Source organism: Photobacterium piscicola (genome assembly GCF_046058925.1).
Classification (GTDB): Bacteria; Pseudomonadota; Gammaproteobacteria; order Enterobacterales; family Vibrionaceae; genus Photobacterium; species Photobacterium piscicola.
In genome coordinates this window covers 188,360-208,480 of record NZ_CP175534.1, presented here as the reverse complement: position 1 = coordinate 208,480, position 20,121 = coordinate 188,360, and the positions used below count along the sequence as shown (strand labels likewise).

Below are 20,121 nucleotides of genomic sequence, written 5' to 3'. Positions count from 1 at the left end.
CAACAATGATTGCGTTAATTCAACGGGTAAGTGAAGCCTCAGTGACTGTTGATGGCACAGTAACGGGTGCTATTGGCTCTGGTTTGTTGGTGCTATTAGGGGTTGAAAAAGGTGATGATGAAACCAAAGCCCAAAAACTGCGGGACAAAGTGTTGGGTTATCGTATCTTCAGTGATGCTGACGATAAAATGAATCTTAATGTTCAGCAGGCGCAAGGTAGCGTGCTGGTGGTATCACAATTTACGTTGGCGGCAGAGACTAAAAAAGGTATGCGTCCTGGATTTTCGACAGGAGCTGCGCCGATTGAAGCTGAACGCTTGTACCAATATTTTGTCGAACAATGTAAGGCACAGCCAATTGTAACTGAAACGGGCGTGTTTGGCGCCGATATGAAGGTGGCATTAGTTAATGATGGACCGGTAACGTTTTGGTTGCAGGTTTAAACCTAGGGTTGTGAATTTACGCTTTTAATGGCTGTAGACAATTGAGAAGAGAGGGAATGCATGTTTCGATTAGTCACTCCGCAAACCGAACAACAGTTTGCACGTTATTATCATTTTCGTTGGCAAATGCTACGTCAACCATGGCAAATGCCGTTGGGATCAGAGCGTGATGCTTATGATGATGTCAGTGCACATCGAATGTTAGTTGATAATGATGACAACGTGGTGGCAATTGGACGTTTGTATATTACGCCAGATAATGAAGGGCAAGTGCGTTATATGGCAGTTGATACGGCGGTACAACACCACGGGCTAGGTGGAATGGTGTTAATGGCACTGGAATCGCTAGCACGTTATGACGGCGCTAAACGGTTAGTGTGTAATGCCCGTGAAGCGGCTATTCCCTTTTATATTAAAAATGGTTTTGAGAGTCGTGGTGAGTTAAGTGATGAGAGTGGTCCAATGCGGCATCAGCAAATGGTGAAACCACTGTCACCGTTGACAGATGTTGCTCGTCAGCCTCAATGGTGTCAGGAACTACAATCATTATGGCAAAGCCAGATACCGATTAGTGACAAAATGGGGATTAAAATTAACCAATACACCGGTTATCGATTTGAAGTTAGCGCGTTGTTCAATGCCAATATTAATCCCAATGAATTTATGTTTGCTGGCAGTATTTTTACCATGGCAACCTTAGCGGGCTGGGGCTTTATTTGGTTGTTGCTTAAAGAACGAGGCTTACAAGGTAATATTATTTTAGTTGATAGCCACATTCGTTACTCTGCCCCAGTCACTGAGCGTCCAATCGCGGTCACCACCCTTGAGCATTTACGTGGTGATTTTGATCGTATCACTCAACAGCGCAAAGGACGGATCACGGTTGATGTTAATGTTCAATGTGGCAAAACGGTTTCATCCACTTTTACAGGAACGTATTTAGTGTTACCTGTACACAATGAATCAACCGTTGAACTTGATACGCCTTGATGCCATGAACGGATCAGTTGCTGACAGCCCGTGGTTAATGTCAGTTGAAATTGCTGCTGTTGGGAATTGACAAGATTCCATTGCCCCGCCATGTTTAATCCAAAATTATCACCAGTAATGGTTAATGGCGATAATTGGATGGTGCCATCTTGTGCCGTTATTGTCAGTGGCGGCGTTGTGAGTTGTAGCGGTGATGCGACAGTAGGCGTTGTTGCTGATTGACTCTCGACGGTAATATTCGATTGCTGCCATTGGGTTAATAATTGTTGAGGGGTGATGTTATCTAATGCCAATTGACGCAAGGCAATATTAGCACTACCTGTTAAATGCGTATTAAAATCACGCCAACTACTGGCGTGACCGTTGAGTTTTATTTGGGTGTCGATTGCCCCTGTTAGTGGAAGCGGTAATGCTAACCAACGGTATAATATTTGGGCGGGTATGGTGTCGCCCATCATGGTTAATTGCCATGGTCTGTGCGGTGTTTCAAGTGACATTCGCGCGCGCGCTTTTAACATGCCGTGTTTAAATGGTAATACCAATTTATCTAACTGCCATTGACCAGCATTACTGTGCATGGTCGCGATGGCTTGGTTCATCACAATTTGATTGATACTGCCAAAGCCTAAGTTAGCCTCAATAGAACCTTGCCATAATCCCCACTGATTATTTTGTTTCAGTACCGTGTCTTGTGCATCAATATCAATGCCCGCTAATTGAAACGGAATATGAGAGGTTGATGAGGTGATTTGACTATTATTAATGTTGATTTTTTTTGCTATCACATCGGTGTATTGCTGCTGCCATTGTTGCCATTTCTGGTGCCAATTCTTCCCTACAAACCATTTAATACCACTGGCTTTTAGATCATTAATAAATAGTTGCTGTGGATCGATCCAGCCATCAACACGAACAAAACCTTGCATAATATGAGCTGACATACCGTGGCTGATTATTTGCTGAGGCATAAATTGTAATTCAGCTAATGGTTGCTCAAAATTAAGTTGTTGCCATTGGGCATGGCCGGCACTAAACGATAAGCGACTGTCTTTTTGCTGCCAGTAAGTGAGTGGCCACTGCCAATTTTTCAACGATAAATTAATATCATCGGCTCCCCACTGTGGTAACTCAATACTACTGTTGACTATATCGATACGGTTAAATGTAATGGTTTTTAAGCCTGTGATGGGGTGGCTAAGTTGCTGTCGCCAAGTATCAAATAATTGTTGGTCTTGTAGGTGAAAGCGACTGATAGTGAGTTGGTCTACCGTTAAATTGTGACTGTGATTATCTAGCTGAGCTTGGGCGGTGACCGTCGCTTGGTGCCACAGACCTGAAATACCATTAAATTGCCATTGTTGATCGTGTTTGTCAGCATTGAGTAGCAGTTGTTGTAATTGTAATTGGTGCCACTGGATGCTGGTGGCGCTCATTTTAAAGCTGCCGTTAAAGCTCTGCCACCACGGTGTATTTGGTTGAGGTGTTTGCCAATTATCCATTTCAATTACCCCGTGTTTAATCTTAAATTCAGGGGTGTTTATATTGGTGTTATTGAGTATTAAGCGCTTAACCGTTACGGGTGACGATTGACTGAATAGTGGCATGTTAACTGCGGTAATATTATTAATCTGAACACCGTCAAAGACTGGTTTATGGTCAGTAAGGCTGGATTTGGATAACCATAATGTAATGCTATCAGCGTTAAGCAATACCTGTTGGTGCTGGGTGATTTCTGCTCGTTCTAATGTGATTTGATAAGGCGTTCGAATATCGTAATCAATCTTTTTAGCGAACACTTGGTAAGGTGATAGGTGTGTGAGGGCAAAATTTAATAATGGTTGATTATAACGTGTATGTAATAACCCAACCAAAGTGGTCAAACTCACAACGACAATTAATATAAAAATAAGCACTACTTTGCTCAACAGTCGCATAATTTTTCCTTGTAAGCGGAAGGCATCAAATCAATATAAAGGCTTGTTGAGGGTGGGCGAAAAACCATTTTTTAGCAAGTGCTTTGACGGAGGCATTAATGTGAAATATGGTGATAAAAAAACAGCCCCTAATAAAAGAGGCTGTTAACGGATAATCCAATGAGGAGTGAAATTAACCGAGTTGTGGGCCTGCTGTGACTAATTGTTGGCCTTCTTGAGTATCAGTGTACTTATCAAAGTTAGTAATAAAGCGATTAGCTAAATCTTCAGCTTTGCTTTGCCACTGCAGTGGATCAGTGTAAGTATCACGTGGATCAAGAATCGTTGGATCAACACCTGGTAATGATGTTGGCACCGTTAGATTAAAGATTGGAATTTGCTTAGTATTTGCTTCATCAATTGAGCCATCAAGGATTGCATCAATGATTGCACGTGTATCTTGAATTGAAATACGTTTACCTGTGCCGTTCCAACCTGTGTTTACTAAGTAAGCTTCAGCGCCTGCAGCTTCCATACGCTTAACTAATACTTCTGCATATTGAGTTGGGTGTAGGGTTAGGAATGCATTACCAAAACATGCAGAGAACGTTGGTGTTGGTTCAGTAATACCACGCTCAGTACCCGCTAACTTAGCGGTAAAACCTGAAAGGAAGTGGTATTTTGTTTGCTCTGGTGTCAATTTAGATACTGGCGGTAATACACCAAAAGCATCAGCTGATAAGAAGATCACTTTATTGGCATGACCGCCTTTTGATACTGGCTTAACGATATTTTCGATATGGTAAATTGGGTACGAAACACGAGTGTTTTCAGTTTTTGAGTTATCGTCAAAATCAATTGAACCATTACCACGAACAGTAACGTTCTCTAACAAGGCATCACGACGAATGGCATTGTAGATATCAGGTTCTGCTTCTTTTGATAGGTTGATAGTTTTTGCGTAGCAACCACCTTCAAAGTTAAATACGCCGTGATCATCCCAGCCATGTTCATCATCACCAATTAATGCGCGTTTAGGATCGGTTGATAGGGTTGTTTTACCTGTGCCTGAAAGACCAAAGAATACTGCCACATCGCCTTCTTGGCTCATGTTGGCTGAACAGTGCATCGATGCAATACCTTGCAGTGGTAAAAAGTAGTTCATCATCGCGAACATACCTTTCTTCATCTCACCGCCGTACCATGTACCACCAATTAACTGCATTTTTTCGCTAAGGTTGAAAACGGTGAAGTTTTCAGAGTTCATGCCGTGTTCTTTCCACTTAGGGTTGGTGCATTTTGAGCCATTCATGATCACAAAATCAGGTTCAAAATTTTCAAGTTCAGCGTCTGTTGGACGAATGAACATGTTTTTCACAAAGTGTGCCTGCCATGCGACTTCCGTGATCACGCGAATACAAAGGCGAGTATCAGGGTTAGCACCACAATAACCATCAACAACAAAAAGGCGCTTGTTCGATAGTTGGTTGGTGACTAATTCTTTAAGATCTAGCCACGCGGTTTGAGTAAGGGCTTTGTTGTCATTCTTACCTTGATCTGACCACCACAATGTATCTTTGGTAGTGTTATCACGCACAATAAATTTATCTTGTGGTGAACGACCTGTAAAAATGCCTGTATCAACAGATACAGCACCCAGCTCAGTAACTATACCGCGCTCGTAACCTTCAAGTTCTGGTTTGGTTTCTTCATTGAAAAGAACTTCGTATGATGGGTTACGAATAACATCTGTAACATTGGTAATACCGTATTGGGATAAATCCATGTTGTTTGCAACCTTATTATCGACACAAGTAGTGATCATTGGTGCTCCTAGGGTAAGATGTTGTTTAACTGTCAATCATGCTAACAACCCTAAACCGCTAAATCAGGGACGGTCATCAAAAAACCGACCATCATTTTGTTAATTTTAGGTAAAAATGTCGAGATCGCGAGGGGTTTTATTTTGCTAAAATGTTAAATTTTATTTGTTGTGATAGTGGTCAATTTTTACGCTGCGTGATTGCAAAAAAAGCACAAATAAAGTTGAAATGTAAACTCGTATACGGTGTGGCGATGACAGGATTAAAAATAACAATAAAAAAAAGCCGGCATTATTAGCCGGCCTTTAATGACAAAATGATGTGAGGTAGCGAATTAGTGAATTTGATCACTATCAGCAGCGCTAGCACTATTGTCACGTAGTGCTGCTACATCAATACTATCGAAATCATAGCTAGTGCCACAATAGTCACAATGCAGTGATACTTTGCCATCGTCAGCAATAATTTTATCAATCTCTGCTGGTTGAACACTCATGATTGCCGCGGCACTACGCTCACGTGAACAACCACATTCAAAGCTTACTGGTTGTGGTTCAAATAATTGCACTTGCTCTTGGTGGTAAAGACGATATAGCACATCTTGTGCTTCAAGCGTAAATAGCTCATCATCTTTAACTGTTTCAGTTAGCGCTTCTAAATGTTCAAAGTCGCCTTCTGTGCCGGTGCCATCTGGCATGATTTGTAATAACATTCCCGCCGCTTTTACTTGGTCGTCAATTGCGCCAGTACGTAACCAGATACGGGTTTTTAATTGCTCTGAATTTTTGAAGTAACTTTCAAGACACTCAGCCAGTGTATCGCCATCAAGACCCACAACACCTTGGTAACGCTCACCCTTGGTCGGCGTAATGGTGATCACCATATGACCTTTACCCATTAAGTCATGAATAGTTCCCGCTTTTACATCGCCATTCCAGCGCGCTACACCACGTAGTTGCTGATTATGATCGCCGTTGATTACCGCTAAGCTTACAGGACCATCACCTTGTACTTGAACGGTAATAGAACCTTCAAATTTTAAGGTTGCCGTTAATAGGCTGGTTGCTACCAATAATTCACCCAATAATGTTGCTACGGGTGCTGGGTAGTTTTTATCCGCAATAATTTGTTGGTAAGTTTGACTTACTTGTACCAATTCACCGCGAACAGCTGCGCCGTCGAAAAGGTAACGGTTTAAACTATCGTTTGTCATGAGTATGTATTCTCCAACTATAGAGCCAACCCAATAAAGGGATAAAATGAACAGTAATTACTTTATGGTCAACGCCGCAACCAAGGCGGGTTAAACCGTTGCAATAAAGCACTCATTGTTGAAATTATAATTTAATAGGTTGGCACTGAGTTATTTATTCAGATGCGTTAATATTTTTGAATCGCATAATATCGCGACGTTGCTTTTTATCCGGTCGTTTTTCTGGACTTGGATTGTCATAAGCATTGAGTTTGCGCATTTTTGCTGTCTGTTCGCGGGCTGTAATACTTTCAGCCGTTTCTCGATAGAGCAGTTGTGCTTCTGGTGCGCCACGGCGGCAGTCAGAAATTTGTTCGATGATAAGGATTTTTTCATCGTTACCCTGCCGTAATTTTACCGTTGCGCCAAGCTCAATAATTTTACTTGGTTTTGAGCGTTGGCCATTGTACTGCACTTTACCGCCATCGATCATAGTGCGAGCAATTGAACGTGTTTTGTAAAAGCGGGCAGCCCATAACCATTTATCAAGACGAACCTGTTTAATATTCGAGGTGTTTTGACCCATCACGGTGCCTTTATTTGCTGAAACGATAAATTATCACATTCTGCTAATAACAACAGTAGTGCGACTATTTATTATAAATGGTGATATTAACCTAGGATTTCAATCACTGAATTAGAATTTATTACAAAAAATCAGTAAATTCTTAGATACTATGGCGTTTTGTTTGGATTATTAAATAGTATTTCAATGATTAACAGGCGATCATAGTCCATTCAATTTTAGAGTGCGGCTGCACTGTATTTCTCTGTTTAATGGTAGTTGGTATTTTAACAATGGATTTCACTATGCTTGCTTCAAAATGGTTTGCGACTGCAGCAACCAAACGCCCGTTATCATTACAATCTGTCACGCGTATTTTAACTTGTGGTTTGGTTGTGATATTGGCTTGGGTTATGGGGCGTTTAGTGTGGTCTATTGTCGAACCTGCTCCCATTGTTGCTCGTTGGCAACCTCTTGCGGTAACTGTGAATACCACCCAACAACAAATACCCGTCAATGAATTATTAAGCTTAAATTTGTTTGGTCGCTATCAAGCAAATGCCGCGCCTGTTACCAAAACACCGGTTAAACAAGATGCTCCTCAAACGCAATTACGATTAACGTTAGTGGGGGTGGTTGCCAGTTCAACGCCAGCAAAAGCTTTGGCTGTGGTGACCAATAACGGTAAGCAAAATACCTATGGCATCAATGAAGTGATTGATAATACGCGCGCAACCTTAATAGCTGTCTATAACGATCGCGTGATTATTCGAAATAATGGTCGTGACGAAACATTAATGCTTGAAGGATTGAAATTTACTAAGCCTTCGGCAGTGGCCATTGCAGCGCCAAAGAAAAACCGTGGCAATAGCGCTGAACTTGCCAAAATAAAACAAGAAATTTTATCTGAGCCACAAAGCTTATTTAGCTACATTCGTTTATCTCAGGTAAAAAAAGACGGCCAAATTGAAGGCTATCGCGTTAATCCAGGAAAAAATAGAATTTTATTTGATCAAGTCGGTCTTAAAGCCAATGACCTTGCAGTGAGTATTAACGGTAATAGTCTGACCGATCCTGCAATTATGGCCAAACTTTGGGGTGAGTTGTCTTCAGCCTCTGATTTTACACTGACGGTTGAACGCAACGGTCAGTTACATGATATCCACATAGAGCTGCAATAACACTTTAGTGCTTAGCTTGAAATGAATATGCGATTACGCAGGAGTTTTTTGTGAAAAAATGGATGGGAAAAAGTGCCCTATTGTTAGCGAGTGGCTTGTTGTGTAGTCAAGCAATGGCTGATGAATTAAGTGCCAACTTTAAAGGGACTGACATTCAAGAATTCATCAATATTGTTGGCCGCACCTTGCATAAAACAATCATTATTGATCCGGCTGTACGTGGGCAGGTCAATGTGCGCAGTTATGACTTATTGAATGAAGAGCAATATTACCGTTTCTTCCTTAATGTGCTTGATGTCTATGGTTATGCTGTTGTGACCATGGAAGATGGCGTCATGAAAGTTATTCGTGATAAAGATGCCAAAACAGCGGCGATTCCAGTGGTTGGCGCGAATGACAAAAACATTCCTGGTGATGCGGTTGTGACCCGTGTTATTGCGGTGAAAAATGTTTCAGTACGTGAGCTTTCGCCATTATTACGCCAGCTAAATGATAATGCTGGTGCGGGTAATGTGGTTCATTACGATCCTGCTAATATCATTATGATTACGGGTCGTGCTGCGGTTGTTAATCGCTTAGCTGAAATCATTGAGCGCGTTGACCGTGCTGGTAATAAAGACGTTACCGTCGTCTCGCTTAATAATGCATCAGCATCAGAAATGGTCCGCATTATTGATTCGTTGAATAAAAGTGCTGAAGCATCATCAACCCCGGGCTTTCTTATTCCTAAAGCTGTTGCCGATGAACGCACTAACTCAGTATTAATTTCTGGTGATCCTAAAGTACGCGAACGCTTAAAAAATCTGATTCATCGTTTAGATAAAGAGATGGCTGTCAGTGGCAATAGCCGCGTGTTTTATCTTAAATATGCCAAAGCTGAAGATTTAGTCGATGTCCTTAAAGGGGTATCTGAGAATGTGCAAGCATCAACGAAAGGCAGTGGTGGCCAAAGTCAGGGCTCAAATAAAGATGATGTCATGATCTCTGCTCATGCGCCAACGAACTCATTAATTATTTCAGCCCCCGCTGATGTGATGAAGCGTCTTGAATCCATTATCTCTCAACTGGATATTCGTCGTGCTCAAGTCCACATTGAAGCGATGATTGTAGAAGTACAGGAAGGTGAAGGGGTCGACTTTGGGGTTCAGTGGGGCTCTCAAGATGGTGGTGTGGTTCAGTTTGGTAACAGCAGTGCACCGATTGGGGGATTATTATCAGCCCAAGAAGCAGGTAAAGATACCACCACCACAGAAACACGTTACGATTCTGATGGTAAACCTTACACTTACCAAACTACTGAAAGTGGTGATTTAGCACCAATGGCAACCTTCCTTGGTGGTGTTAAAGGCGCTGCGGCGGCTATTGCATTGGGCGATTGGACAGCGCTGGTAACAGCGGTACAAGCGAACCGAAATGTAAATGTACTATCAACACCGAACGTGACCGTTTTGGATAACCAAGAAGCGAATTTATCGGTTGGTCAAGAAGTGCCGGTGACGACAGGTTCACAAACAGGTTCAAATAACGATAACCCATTTACCACCGTAGAACGTAAAGATGTCGGTATTCAACTGAAAGTCACGCCACAAATTAACGAGGGTGACTCGGTACAAATGAAGATTGAACAAGTGGTATCACAAGTTGCCGATGCAAATGGTGCGGTTGATATTCGATTTGATAAGCGTGAACTAACAACGTCAGTATTAGTTAAAGATGGCAACATGATTGCACTGGGTGGTTTGATGCAAGAGAAAACCCTTGAGTCAGAGCAAAAAGTGCCGATTTTAGGTGATATTCCGGTATTAGGGGCGTTATTCCGTTCGACCAATAACCAAACTGAAAAAACCAACTTGATGATTTTTATTCGTCCAACGATTTTACGTGATGGCATGAGTGCCGATGGCATGACGCAGCGTAAATATAACTATATTCGCGCCCAACAGTTGTATCAAGCGGATAAAGGCATGCGTTTAATGGATGCTGAAATGCCGGTTATTCCCAAATATGGTGATGACATGGCATTGCCAGCAGAAGTTCGAGCGTTTGTATCACAGTTGGAGAAACACTAATGGCAGATGAGTCTTTGGCGTTAGAAACAGCAGTCTTATTTCGATTGCCGTTTTCTTTTGCTAAGCGCCATCATGTTGTGATTGAAGCCAATCAACAAGGATGGCAGTTGTATTATTGCGGTCAATTATCAGCCATCGTATTAGCGGAAGTACGACGGGTGGTTGGCGAGGGTTTTTATCCGGTTGCACTATCAGAGTCGCAATTTGAGCAAAAGCTTACCGATGCTTATCAACGTGATTCGTCAGAAGCTCGCCAATTAATGGAAGATTTAGGTTCTGACAGTGATGACTTTTTCTCGTTAGCGGAAGATCTTCCTGAAACGGAAGATTTGCTAGAGTCGGAAGATGATGCGCCAATCATTAAATTGATCAACGCGATGTTAGCCGAAGCCATCAAAGAAGGGGCGTCTGATATTCATATCGAAACCTTTGAAAAAGTATTGTCGATTCGTTTTCGGGTCGATGGCATGTTGCGCGAAGTACTTCAACCCAGCCGCAAGCTAGCACCGTTGTTAGTGTCACGTATTAAAGTCATGGCAAAATTAGATATCGCAGAAAAACGGATTCCACAAGATGGTCGTATTTCATTACGTATCGGTGGCCGTGCGGTAGATGTGCGGGTGTCAACCATGCCGTCGTCACATGGCGAACGGGTGGTATTGCGTCTACTAGATAAAAATGCCACTCGTCTTGATTTACATAGTCTTGGTATGACCGCTACAAACCATGAAGCGTTTAGAAAGATCATTGATCGCCCGCATGGGATTATTTTGGTCACCGGTCCTACGGGTTCGGGTAAATCAACTACCCTATATGCTGGCTTGCAAGAGTTAAACAGTGCAGAGCGCAATATTCTAACGGTTGAAGATCCGATTGAATTTGATATCGATGGTATTGGTCAAACGCAGGTAAACAGTAAAGTTGATATGACGTTTGCACGTGGTTTGCGAGCCATTCTTCGTCAAGATCCTGATGTGGTTATGATTGGTGAGATCCGTGATTTAGAAACCGCAGCGATTGCCGTTCAAGCCTCATTAACGGGCCATATGGTGCTATCAACGCTGCACACTAATACCGCTGTTGGTGCGATCACTCGTTTGCGTGATATGGGAATCGAACCTTTCTTGGTGTCATCATCGCTATTGGGTGTACTAGCTCAGCGATTAGTCCGTACTTTATGTGCTGAATGTCGTCAACCTTATGAAGCTGATACTGAGCAGAAGAAACTGTTTAGATTAGCAGCAACAGATAGCTTGACATTGTATCGCCCTTGCGGCTGTGACAAATGTAATTTTAAAGGTTATCGCGGCCGTACGGGTATTCATGAACTGTTGCAAGTGGATGAGCGTGTACAAGAGCTAATTCATGCGGAAGCTGGCGAACAAGCGATTGAAAAGTATGTCCGTCAGACCACGCCTAGTATTCGTGATGATGGTTTAGATAAAGTGCGCCAAGGGATTACCACCCTTGAAGAAGTGATGCGCGTGACCAAGGAAAGCTAATGGCGGCATTTGAATATAAAGCATTAGATGCCAAAGGCCGCCATAAAAAAGGTGTGCTAGAGGGCGATACTTCGCGTCAAGTTAGGCAGCAGCTACGTGAAAAAGGGCTAGTGCCGATTGAGGTTAATCAAACTTCAGGCCAAGGTAAAAAAACAGCGTCTGCACCCAGTAAGTTTACTTTTAGACGCGGTATTAGTACCAATGAATTAGCACTGATCACGCGTCAGTTAGCGACCTTGGTACAAGCCTCAATGCCATTGGAAGAATGCATTAAGGCGGTGGCGGAACAAAATGAAAAGCCGCGCTTGAAAAATATTTTACTCGCGGTGCGTTCACGAGTGGTTGAAGGTTATACCTTGGCTGACAGTATGGCGGAATACCCACATGTGTTTGATCAATTATTCCGCGCCATGGTGGCAGCGGGTGAAAAATCAGGGCATTTGGATACCATTTTAAATCGTTTAGCTGATTACAGTGAAAATCGTCAACAAATGCGTAGCAAGCTTCAACAAGCGATGATTTACCCATTAATGTTAACGTTAGTGGCGGTGTCGGTGGTGGCGTTCTTGTTGGCAACGGTGGTACCGAAAATTGTTGATCAATTTGTACAAATGAACCAAGGCTTACCCGCAATTACGGAAGTGTTATTGGCTGCCAGTAATTTCGTGCAACATTGGGGATTGCTGGTGGTGATTGTGATTGTGGCTTTAATTGCTTTAATCAAAACAGCCCTTAAAAAACCCGCTTTTCGTATGAAGTGGGACCGTACCATCTTGCGTCTGCCTGTTATTGGTAAAGTTGCACGGGGGTTGAACACCTCTCGTTTTGCTCGAACACTCTCTATTTGTACTTCAAGTGCGATCCCATTATTAGATGGTATGAAAGTCGCGTCAGACGTGATGACTAACACTTATGTTAATAAGAAGATTTTAGATGCGGCAGATCGAGTCCGTGAAGGAGCAAGCTTACGGGTTTCGCTGGAAAAAACGGCACTGTTTCCACCGATGATGTTACATATGATTGCCAGTGGTGAACGCAGTGGTGAGCTTGAGCAAATGCTGACTCGTGCGGCGGATAACCAAGATCGTGATTTTGAATCATTAGTGAATATGGCGTTAGGGGTGTTTGAGCCGTTATTGATTGTCGCCATGGCAGGGGTGGTGATGTTTATCGTTATTGCGACCTTGATGCCGATTATTGAATTAAACAATATGGTTGGAATGTAATTTTTCTTTTGGAGGGTAAATAATGCAACAAAAACAACGTGGTTTTACGCTGTTAGAAGTAATGGTCGTTATTGTGATTCTAGGGGTATTGGCAAGCTTAGTGGTGCCAAACCTATTAGGAAATAAAGAAAAAGCAGACCAACAAAAAGCGGTAACCGATATTAGTTCTTTAGAACAATCATTGGAAATGTACAAGTTGGATAACAGCGTCTTTCCAACCACAGATCAAGGTTTAGATGCGTTGGTTACTAAGCCATCATCGTCACCTGAACCACGTAACTACCGTGATGGTGGTTACATTAAGCGTCTACCTAAAGATCCATGGGGCTATGAATATCAATACGTGATGCCTGGTGAACACGGTGCGGTTGATATCTTTAGTCTTGGTGCTGATGGTCAAGAAGGCGGTGACGGTATCAATACAGATATCGGTAACTGGAACATGTTGAACTACAAGAAATAAAGCTAAAAATGATGATGAAACGGAATGCAGGTTTTACTCTAATTGAAATTATGTTGGTGTTAGTGTTATTAGCCACCAGTGCGGTCGCTGTGGTATCGACGTTACCCAATAATAAACGTGATGAGGTCAAAGAACAGGCGCAACGCTTTCATCATTTAGCTCAACTCTTGGGTGAAGATGCAATGTTAAATGGGGTCGATTATGGTATTCGTATCGAACCCCATCAATACCATTTTTTAAAATTAACTCAAGATGGTTGGCAGCCGCTAGAAGACGTTAAATTTTTTACTGATGTCAAACTTGAGGCCGGTATTACGACAACAGTGGCTATTGGCGGAGCATGGAAAGATAAGGACCGACTTTTTAAATCTGATTCAATGTTTAAAAATGACGACATATTTAAAAAGCCTGATCAGGAACAGAAACAACTACCGCCACAAATTGTGGTGATGGCGAGTGGTGAATACACCCCATTTACGGTCAGTTTTGAAGTTGATAAGCAACATCAATTTTGGCAAGTTGTTGCGGATGAAGTGGGGAATTTAGTGTTATTAGCCCCAGGGGAAACATTGGAACAATACCTGTCTGCGCAAGCGTTATCAGCGCAGGAGCGATCGTAATGAAACGCTCACAAGGGTTCACATTGTTAGAAGTGTTGGTTGCGTTAGCTATTTTTGCCGTCGCAGCATTAAGTGTGGTGCGAGCAGTCAGTCAAAACTTAAATAGCTTAGGTTATTTAGAACAGAAAACGCTGGCATCAATGGTGGTTGATAATGAATTAGCGCAATTGCATTTAAGTGGCGAGTACCCAAGCTCAGTTAAGCGTGGTAAATCAACTTTAGCCGATCGAGAATGGTATTGGACTGTTACTAGCTCTAAAACACAACAAAAGCTCTTGCGCCAAATTGAAGTCTCGGTGGCTACCGATTCGCAGCGCAAACATTCAGTTATTACGGTAAAGACCTATGTCAGCAATTAATTATCGACGTCAACAAGGGTTTACTTTGTTGGAAGTTCTGGTGGCGATTGCGGTATTTGCGATGTTGAGCTTATCTGCCAATCAAGTGTTAACCAATGTGTTGCGCAGTGATGCGCAATCTAAAGATCACAATCAACGCTTACAAGCCATTCAACGCACCATGATCATGATGGATAATGATTTTCGACAGATTGTGGCGCGTAAATTTAGATCTGATGCTGAAAAACCAACGGATAATATTCTCCAGGCGAGTGAGTATTTATTAGATTCAAGCAGTGAAGGAATCACTTTTGTTCGTGGTGGTTGGCAAAATCCGCAAGCAATGTTTCCTCGTGGTGATGTTACGCGTGTCGGTTATCGTATTATCGACGATAACTTAGAGCGGGTATGGTTTCGTTACCCTGATACTGTGACGGGGGCTAAGCCGTTGGTACGCGTGTTATTAACGGGTGTCACCGATTTAAAGTTTGAATTTTATTATGATAAACAATGGCACCAAAAATGGGATAAAGCCAAGACCTTGCCTGCGGGTATCAAAGTTATTATGACCTTAAAAAAATTGGGTGAGATTGAGCGGATTTATTTATTACCCACTTCTTCGTTGACGAGTAACAAGCAGGAGCAAGAGGGATGATAAAGCAACGCGGGGTCGCACTGATTGTGGTGTTATTGCTTGTTGCCTTGATGAGTTTGTTAGCGGTACAAATGACAGAGCGGTTGCAACTCAATTTTCATCGCGTTCAAAACCAAGTCGAGCATCAACAAAGTTATTGGTACAGCTTAGGAATTGAAGCATTAGCATCACAAGCTTTAAAACAAAGCCTTAAAGACAGTAAAACCGTAAACTTAACCCAAGCATGGGCTGTCGGTGAGCAAAGTTACCCTCTAGACAGTAATGCGGTAATCAGTGGCAATTTAACGGATAAACAGACCTGTTTTAATCTTAATGCTTTTAAAAATATTAAGGCGAGTGCTGGTAGTAGTAAGCAGCCTTTTTTAGTGAAGTATTTACAAAACATTCTTACAGAATCAGGTGTAGATGACTACGAAGCTGAAGTGATCGCAGATTCAAGTTGGGAGTTTGTGGATGATAACACCACAGTTGAGTCAGCTTACGGCGCGGAAGACAGTACTTATGAAAGCTTTCAGCCTCCTTATGTAACTGCCAATGATTGGCTGGCTGATGGCAGTGAGTTTAGAGCGATTAACGGTGTATCGAATAAAATTTATGAGCAACTCAAAGGGTTAATCTGTGCGTTACCGACCGATGAGATGTTGCTTAATGTGAATACCATTACCGAAAAACAAGCAGTGTTGCTGTCTGCCTTATTTGCACCGTCGTTATCATTAGATGATGCGAAAAAAATTATTCGTGATCGTGATAATAAGCATACTGTGTGGGACAGTGTGGCTGATTTTATGAAGTTAGTGCCACAACCGCCAGTGAAAAATGCGGATTCAGGAAAAGATAAGACGGCAACTGAAATGGAAAAATATTTAACTGTTACCAGTCATTATTTTTCGTTAGATGCTGAAATAAAAGTAGACCGTGCCCGAGTGCGAGCCGTGGCATTATTTAATCGTGATGATAAGAACAAGGTGACGGTCGTTCGTCGCCAGTATGGAGGAATCCGTGAGCGAATTTCTGACGATAAGGCTAAGTAGCCGGCCGGAAATGCCGGTGCAATGGCTAGTCTGGTCGCCACTGCAAAATGAAGTGATAGCCTCGGGTCAGTTAGCTGATATTAACCAACTAGGTGAATTAACTGAATATGCTATTACTCGTCCTGTTTATGGTTTAGTACCAACCAGTGAGATGCTGTTAACACAAGTCGCGATCCCTGCCGGCAGTAGCCGTCAGTTAGCGGCAGTATTACCGTATTTACTTGAAGAAGAGCTGGCTCAAGATGTCGATAGTTTACATGTGCAATTATTGAAACGTGATAATGATATTGCGACAGTTGCAATTATCGAGCACCAAAAAATAGAGGCATGGTTAGCGGCATTTAGTGAATGTGGCATTGAGCTTAAAAAACTGATTCCAGATTGTTTATGTTTGCCTATGTTTAATGATGGCTATAGTGCGGCTGAAATTGATGGACAATGGCTCATTCGACAATCAGAAGCAATGGGCGTGTGTGCTGACTCTAGTTGGTTAGGTGCATGGATCACCGCTCAAAAAGCACCCATAATCATTGAAACCCCTGTCGATACTGCTGACGACGACAATGGTGATACTGCCGTCGAGGTTGAAGCAGAACTATTAGCTGAAGAAGTCGAATCGATTGTTGCGGCGACGGAGAGTTTGGCGCAAGTGACGATTCATCACTATACGCCAGCACCATCAAACACCCCAGGTCATTGGCAACCACAAGCGCCGGAATTGGTAATGCAGCTGTTGGCGATAGGGGCTGCAGAATCTAAAGCTACCTTGTTATCAGGGCCGTATAAACCACAAGCAGCATGGCGTAAGCATTTACAACCATGGCGCAAAGTTGCAATCACGGCGGCAGTGGTATTAATTGCGCTTATTGGTGAGCAAGTACTAACTACGCAGCGTTTAGAACAACAAGCAAATGCGTATCGAGCTGAAAGTGAGCGTATTTTTCGTCAAGTTTTGCCACAGTTTAAACGTATTCCTTCGCAGAGTTATTTGAAAAATCAAATGAATGCGGCATTAAAGAGTTTAGGTGGACATGGTGAACAAAATGGCATGCTAATGTGGTTAAGCGAATTAAAGCCCGCATTAACGAAAGTGCCAACGATTAAGATTGTTAACCTTAAATATGATCAAACTCGAGGCGAATTGCGCTTGCAGGCAACGGCGGCAGGATTTCAAGATTTTGAACAATTACGCAGTGCATTAGCGACCCAGTTTGTGGTTGATCAAGGCCAGTTAACCAAAGAAGATAATTTAGTTAGTGGCGCTGTGGTATTGAGGAGAAAAGCCTAATGGCAGAGATAAAGTCATGGTGGAAAGCCCTCAGTCAACGAGAACAACATTTACTGCTTGGGGCTGGCAGCGCGTTAGTGATTGCAATTCTTTATTGGGGAGTATGGCAACCGTTAAATCAACGTGCAGCTGATGCTCAAAATAAAATCAATCAACAGCGTCAGTTATTAAACTGGGTTGAGCATAAAGCGAATCAAATTACAGCACTTAAACGTGCGGGTGGAACGGTAAATGTGAGTGATGAGGGACTTAACCAAGTTATTAATGAAACCACGACGCGATTTAAAATTGATTTGATTCGAATGCAGCCACGTAATGATGCGTTACAAGTGTGGGTGCAACCACTGCCGTTTGATACGCTTGTTAATTGGCTGGTGTATTTGCAGCAGAGTTTCGGTATTAATACGCAGTTTATTGATCTCTCAAAAACCGATAAAAACGGTATGGTTGAAGTTAACCGTTTGCAGTTAGGGCGAGGATAAGCGTGAAATTTAAATTAGCGATTGGTGTCAGTTTTGGTGCGGTATTTATAGCAAGTTTAGTCACTCATCTTCCCACCAGTTGGTTGTGGCAGTCTGCGCCTAAAATACAAGGTCTCGCTATAGAAGGGATATCAGGTACACCATGGCAAGGATCGGCAGCCAATGTACGCTGGCAAAATCAACCTTTTGGTCGGTTGCAATGGGATATGCAATTAGGACGATTATTGCAAGGTGAATTAGCGTTTAATGTTCGCTTTGGTAAAGGCAGTGAATGGCAGTTACAAGGACAAGGTTTAGTGGGTTACAGCTTATCTGGTCCATTTGCTGAAAAACTGCTGTTATCGATGCCTGCGGCGCAAGCCGTATCACAAGCGCAGCTTCCTGTTCCAGTATCTATCGATGGTAATTTAGAACTCACGGTTAGAAATTATCATTATGCTGCCCCTTATTGTAAAACGTTGAATGCAACATTAGCTTGGGTTCAAGGTGCGGCAGAAACGCCGATGGGAACGATTAAACCTGGGCCTGTTTTTGGTGATCTTAGTTGTGAAAAAGGTGCGATTGTCGCTAAAGTAAAGCAAACCTCGTCGAATGTGAGTAGTGACTGGCATGCTAATTTAGCCACTAACCGTCATTATAAACTTAATGGTTGGTTTAAACCTGGGGCAACGTTCCCTGAGAAGTTAGCGGCACAATTAAAATGGTTAGGCGACCCTAACACCAAGGGGCAGTATTCACTGAAGTATTCAGGACGTTTGTAGCGTTGGTTACCGTTTTAATTATTAATTTATTAATAATAGGCAGTCGATTACGGCTGCCTTGTTATTTCTGATGATTATTTACTTTTAATTCGCGTAAGCTTTTCTTATTCTGGTAATGCTTTTCATTAAACAGGGCCTTATAAATGGCGTTCAGCAAAGATAAACCCCAAATCTTAGCAGCCGAGGTTGTAGCACAATCACGACTCTTTAAAATTGAATCATTGGATTTACGTTTTTCTAATGGTGTCGAGCGTACTTATGAGCGTATGCAGCCAAGTGGTCGTCATGCGGTATTAATCGTACCTGTCACTGCTGATGGTGATTTATTATTGATTCGTGAATATTCTGCCGGTACTGAGCGTTATGAATTAGGTTTTCCGAAAGGATTAATTGATGCTGGTGAAAGTGCATTAGCAGCGGCAAACCGTGAGTTAAAAGAAGAAATAGGCTTTGGTGCACAGCGATTGCATCCCTTAAAAGAAGTGATTTTAGCGCCATCGTATTTTTCAAGTCGAATGACATTGTTTGTGGGACAAGATTTATATCCTGAGCGTTTAGAAGGTGATGAACCTGAGCCTCTAGAAATTGTACGGTGGCCATTAGCTCAAGCAGAAGAGCTACTTAATCACCTAGATTTTGCCGAAGCGCGTAGTATCAGTGCCTTATTTTTAGCGCTGAAGTATTTAGCTTGCGAGGAATGACCAATGACATTAAACCATCTTATTACTGATGTTATCGATATTGCCCAAGAATCAGGTCGGTTGATCTTAGATATTTATCAACAAGGACAGTTTGAGCAGCAAATCAAATCAGATAATACGCCAGTAACTAGCGCTGATTTAGCGGCTAATAAATTAGTGATTGAGCGATTATCCCAATTAACCCCTGACATTCCCGTACTGTCAGAGGAAGACACCGCAATAGCATTAGCTGAACGTAGTCAGTGGCCCCGCTATTGGTTAATCGATCCCTTAGATGGTACTCAAGAGTTTATAGCGGGTAGTGGTGATTTCGCGACAATTATCGCGTTAATTGATAATAATAAGCCGGTAATGGGAGTGGTGTATGCGCCTGTATCTGGCGTGACGTATTATGCGGCGCAAGGTCAAGGGGCACATAAAATAACTGCGGCTGGTGAAACCAGTACGATCTCAACGACTAAACATCAGTTGCCATTACGTGGGTTAACTATCGCTATTAGCCGTCGACAAGATATTGATACCACTAAGGCGCGGTTTGATAGCCAATATCATTATGATCTCGTTGCATTAGGCTCTGCTTCGCTAAAAGCTTGTTTAGTTGCGGAAGGGGGCGCTGATTGCTACCTACGATTAGGGCCTACGGGTGAGTGGGATACTGCTGCGACTCAGTGTATTGTTGAAGAAGCGGGCGGACGTATTTTTAATACCCATATAACGCCATTATCTTATAACCAGCGTCAGACTTTAGAAAATCCAAACTTTATTGTGCTTGGCGATGAGCAATTACCGTGGGCATCGATTCTAACGGCAGATGATCGCTTAATGGGCGCAGAATAGTTCATCGACCACATACAAAAACGGAGCCTCAATGGTTCCGT

The 20,121-nt window shown here is 42.5% G+C and carries 20 protein-coding genes; 16 read left to right on the top strand and 4 right to left on the bottom strand.

Going from position 1 to position 20,121, the window contains the following annotated elements; all coding sequences use genetic code 11:
- Positions 1-5 precede the first annotated feature (5 nt).
- Together dtd and ACJZU6_RS01030 are read left to right on the top strand one after the other, a co-directional pair.
- Positions 6-443, top strand: coding sequence for a D-aminoacyl-tRNA deacylase (gene dtd / locus ACJZU6_RS01035; RefSeq protein WP_080158864.1), 438 nt, complete (start codon positions 6-8; stop codon positions 441-443).
- Positions 444-503: 60 nt separating this feature from the next.
- Positions 504-1,433: a bifunctional GNAT family N-acetyltransferase/hotdog fold thioesterase gene (locus tag ACJZU6_RS01030; RefSeq protein WP_080158865.1), complete on the top strand. Its 930-nt coding sequence runs from the start codon at positions 504-506 to the stop codon at positions 1,431-1,433.
- Here the strand turns inward: ACJZU6_RS01030 and ACJZU6_RS01025 are convergent.
- The 4 genes from ACJZU6_RS01025 to hslR form a co-directional block, all read right to left on the bottom strand.
- The gene (locus ACJZU6_RS01025; RefSeq protein ID WP_408900525.1) at positions 1,340-3,367 is read right to left on the bottom strand and encodes an AsmA family protein; all 2,028 of its coding nucleotides are present in this window, start codon (positions 3,365-3,367) and stop codon (positions 1,340-1,342) included. The two genes, ACJZU6_RS01030 and ACJZU6_RS01025, sit on opposite strands and share 94 nt — an antisense overlap.
- A 172-nt stretch (positions 3,368-3,539) precedes the next feature.
- Positions 3,540-5,171 (bottom strand): phosphoenolpyruvate carboxykinase (ATP), encoded by a 1,632-nt coding sequence (gene pckA / locus ACJZU6_RS01020; protein ID WP_080158867.1) that lies wholly within the window; start codon positions 5,169-5,171, stop codon positions 3,540-3,542.
- Between the two features lie 332 nt (positions 5,172-5,503).
- Positions 5,504-6,382: an Hsp33 family molecular chaperone HslO gene (hslO, locus tag ACJZU6_RS01015; RefSeq protein WP_080158868.1), complete on the bottom strand. Its 879-nt coding sequence runs from the start codon at positions 6,380-6,382 to the stop codon at positions 5,504-5,506.
- Positions 6,383-6,536: 154 nt separating this feature from the next.
- Complete coding sequence (gene hslR / locus ACJZU6_RS01010) at positions 6,537-6,947, bottom strand: ribosome-associated heat shock protein Hsp15 (protein WP_080158869.1); 411 nt, start codon at positions 6,945-6,947, stop codon at positions 6,537-6,539.
- A 284-nt stretch (positions 6,948-7,231) separates the two neighbouring features.
- Here hslR and gspC point away from each other — a divergent pair, with 284 nt between their 5' ends.
- The 14 genes from gspC to cysQ all read left to right on the top strand — a co-directional run bounded on the left by gspC (position 7,232) and on the right by cysQ (position 20,080).
- On the top strand, positions 7,232-8,107 hold the full coding sequence (gspC, locus tag ACJZU6_RS01005) for a type II secretion system protein GspC (RefSeq protein WP_327767901.1): 876 nt from the start codon (positions 7,232-7,234) through the stop codon (positions 8,105-8,107).
- 50 nt (positions 8,108-8,157) lie between these two features.
- Entirely contained in the window at positions 8,158-10,176 is a 2,019-nt protein-coding gene (gene gspD, locus ACJZU6_RS01000; RefSeq protein WP_080158871.1) for a type II secretion system secretin GspD, read from the top strand.
- Positions 10,176-11,678 carry a type II secretion system ATPase GspE gene (gspE, locus tag ACJZU6_RS00995; protein ID WP_107277194.1) on the top strand — a complete coding sequence of 501 codons (1,503 nt, stop codon included), beginning with the start codon at positions 10,176-10,178 and terminating at the stop codon, positions 11,676-11,678. Before gspD ends, gspE begins: the two co-directional genes overlap by 1 nt.
- The gene (gene gspF, locus ACJZU6_RS00990; RefSeq protein WP_080158873.1) at positions 11,678-12,904 is read left to right on the top strand and encodes a type II secretion system inner membrane protein GspF; all 1,227 of its coding nucleotides are present in this window, start codon (positions 11,678-11,680) and stop codon (positions 12,902-12,904) included. The genes gspE and gspF overlap by 1 nt, the downstream gene beginning before the upstream one ends.
- Before the next feature lie 22 nt (positions 12,905-12,926).
- Positions 12,927-13,367 (top strand): type II secretion system major pseudopilin GspG, encoded by a 441-nt coding sequence (gene gspG, locus ACJZU6_RS00985; RefSeq protein ID WP_080158874.1) that lies wholly within the window; start codon positions 12,927-12,929, stop codon positions 13,365-13,367.
- Between the two features lie 11 nt (positions 13,368-13,378).
- Positions 13,379-13,987 carry a type II secretion system minor pseudopilin GspH gene (gene gspH / locus ACJZU6_RS00980; RefSeq protein WP_408900904.1) on the top strand — a complete coding sequence of 203 codons (609 nt, stop codon included), beginning with the start codon at positions 13,379-13,381 and terminating at the stop codon, positions 13,985-13,987.
- Complete coding sequence (gene gspI, locus ACJZU6_RS00975) at positions 13,987-14,346, top strand: type II secretion system minor pseudopilin GspI (protein WP_408900524.1); 360 nt, start codon at positions 13,987-13,989, stop codon at positions 14,344-14,346. The genes gspH and gspI overlap by 1 nt, the downstream gene beginning before the upstream one ends.
- Positions 14,333-14,980, top strand: a complete 648-nt coding sequence (gene gspJ / locus ACJZU6_RS00970) for a type II secretion system minor pseudopilin GspJ (protein WP_080158877.1) — start codon at positions 14,333-14,335, stop codon at positions 14,978-14,980. The genes gspI and gspJ overlap by 14 nt, the downstream gene beginning before the upstream one ends.
- The gene (gene gspK, locus ACJZU6_RS00965) at positions 14,977-16,011 is read left to right on the top strand and encodes a type II secretion system minor pseudopilin GspK (protein WP_080158878.1); all 1,035 of its coding nucleotides are present in this window, start codon (positions 14,977-14,979) and stop codon (positions 16,009-16,011) included. The genes gspJ and gspK overlap by 4 nt, the downstream gene beginning before the upstream one ends.
- The gene (gene gspL / locus ACJZU6_RS00960; RefSeq protein ID WP_327770072.1) at positions 15,980-17,299 is read left to right on the top strand and encodes a type II secretion system protein GspL; all 1,320 of its coding nucleotides are present in this window, start codon (positions 15,980-15,982) and stop codon (positions 17,297-17,299) included. Before gspK ends, gspL begins: the two co-directional genes overlap by 32 nt.
- Positions 17,299-17,781, top strand: a complete 483-nt coding sequence (locus ACJZU6_RS00955; RefSeq protein ID WP_080158880.1) for a type II secretion system protein M — start codon at positions 17,299-17,301, stop codon at positions 17,779-17,781. The genes gspL and ACJZU6_RS00955 overlap by 1 nt, the downstream gene beginning before the upstream one ends.
- A gap of 2 nt (positions 17,782-17,783) precedes the next feature.
- Positions 17,784-18,542, top strand: coding sequence for a type II secretion system protein N (locus ACJZU6_RS00950; protein ID WP_408900523.1), 759 nt, complete (start codon positions 17,784-17,786; stop codon positions 18,540-18,542).
- A 143-nt stretch (positions 18,543-18,685) separates the two neighbouring features.
- The gene (gene nudE / locus ACJZU6_RS00945) at positions 18,686-19,243 is read left to right on the top strand and encodes an ADP compounds hydrolase NudE (protein ID WP_107238088.1); all 558 of its coding nucleotides are present in this window, start codon (positions 18,686-18,688) and stop codon (positions 19,241-19,243) included.
- 3 nt (positions 19,244-19,246) lie between these two features.
- On the top strand, positions 19,247-20,080 hold the full coding sequence (cysQ, locus tag ACJZU6_RS00940) for a 3'(2'),5'-bisphosphate nucleotidase CysQ (RefSeq protein WP_080158883.1): 834 nt from the start codon (positions 19,247-19,249) through the stop codon (positions 20,078-20,080).
- Positions 20,081-20,121: the final 41 nt, after the last annotated feature.

Bases quoted from the DNA above. Each gene is read 5' to 3' on its own strand.
- dtd (WP_080158864.1), top strand. From the start codon at position 6: ATGATTGCGTTAATTCAACGGGTAAGTGAAGCCTCAGTGACTGTTGAT.
- ACJZU6_RS01030 (WP_080158865.1), top strand. From the start codon at position 504: ATGTTTCGATTAGTCACTCCGCAAACCGAACAACAGTTTGCACGTTAT.
- ACJZU6_RS01025 (WP_408900525.1), bottom strand. From the start codon at position 3,367: ATGCGACTGTTGAGCAAAGTAGTGCTTATTTTTATATTAATTGTCGTT.
- pckA (WP_080158867.1), bottom strand. From the start codon at position 5,171: ATGATCACTACTTGTGTCGATAATAAGGTTGCAAACAACATGGATTTA.
- hslO (WP_080158868.1), bottom strand. From the start codon at position 6,382: ATGACAAACGATAGTTTAAACCGTTACCTTTTCGACGGCGCAGCTGTT.
- hslR (WP_080158869.1), bottom strand. From the start codon at position 6,947: ATGGGTCAAAACACCTCGAATATTAAACAGGTTCGTCTTGATAAATGG.
- gspC (WP_327767901.1), top strand. From the start codon at position 7,232: ATGCTTGCTTCAAAATGGTTTGCGACTGCAGCAACCAAACGCCCGTTA.
- gspE (WP_107277194.1), top strand. From the start codon at position 10,176: ATGGCAGATGAGTCTTTGGCGTTAGAAACAGCAGTCTTATTTCGATTG.
- gspF (WP_080158873.1), top strand. From the start codon at position 11,678: ATGGCGGCATTTGAATATAAAGCATTAGATGCCAAAGGCCGCCATAAA.
- gspG (WP_080158874.1), top strand. From the start codon at position 12,927: ATGCAACAAAAACAACGTGGTTTTACGCTGTTAGAAGTAATGGTCGTT.
- gspH (WP_408900904.1), top strand. From the start codon at position 13,379: ATGATGAAACGGAATGCAGGTTTTACTCTAATTGAAATTATGTTGGTG.
- gspI (WP_408900524.1), top strand. From the start codon at position 13,987: ATGAAACGCTCACAAGGGTTCACATTGTTAGAAGTGTTGGTTGCGTTA.
- gspJ (WP_080158877.1), top strand. From the start codon at position 14,333: ATGTCAGCAATTAATTATCGACGTCAACAAGGGTTTACTTTGTTGGAA.
- gspK (WP_080158878.1), top strand. From the start codon at position 14,977: ATGATAAAGCAACGCGGGGTCGCACTGATTGTGGTGTTATTGCTTGTT.
- ACJZU6_RS00955 (WP_080158880.1), top strand. From the start codon at position 17,299: ATGGCAGAGATAAAGTCATGGTGGAAAGCCCTCAGTCAACGAGAACAA.
- nudE (WP_107238088.1), top strand. From the start codon at position 18,686: ATGGCGTTCAGCAAAGATAAACCCCAAATCTTAGCAGCCGAGGTTGTA.
- cysQ (WP_080158883.1), top strand. From the start codon at position 19,247: ATGACATTAAACCATCTTATTACTGATGTTATCGATATTGCCCAAGAA.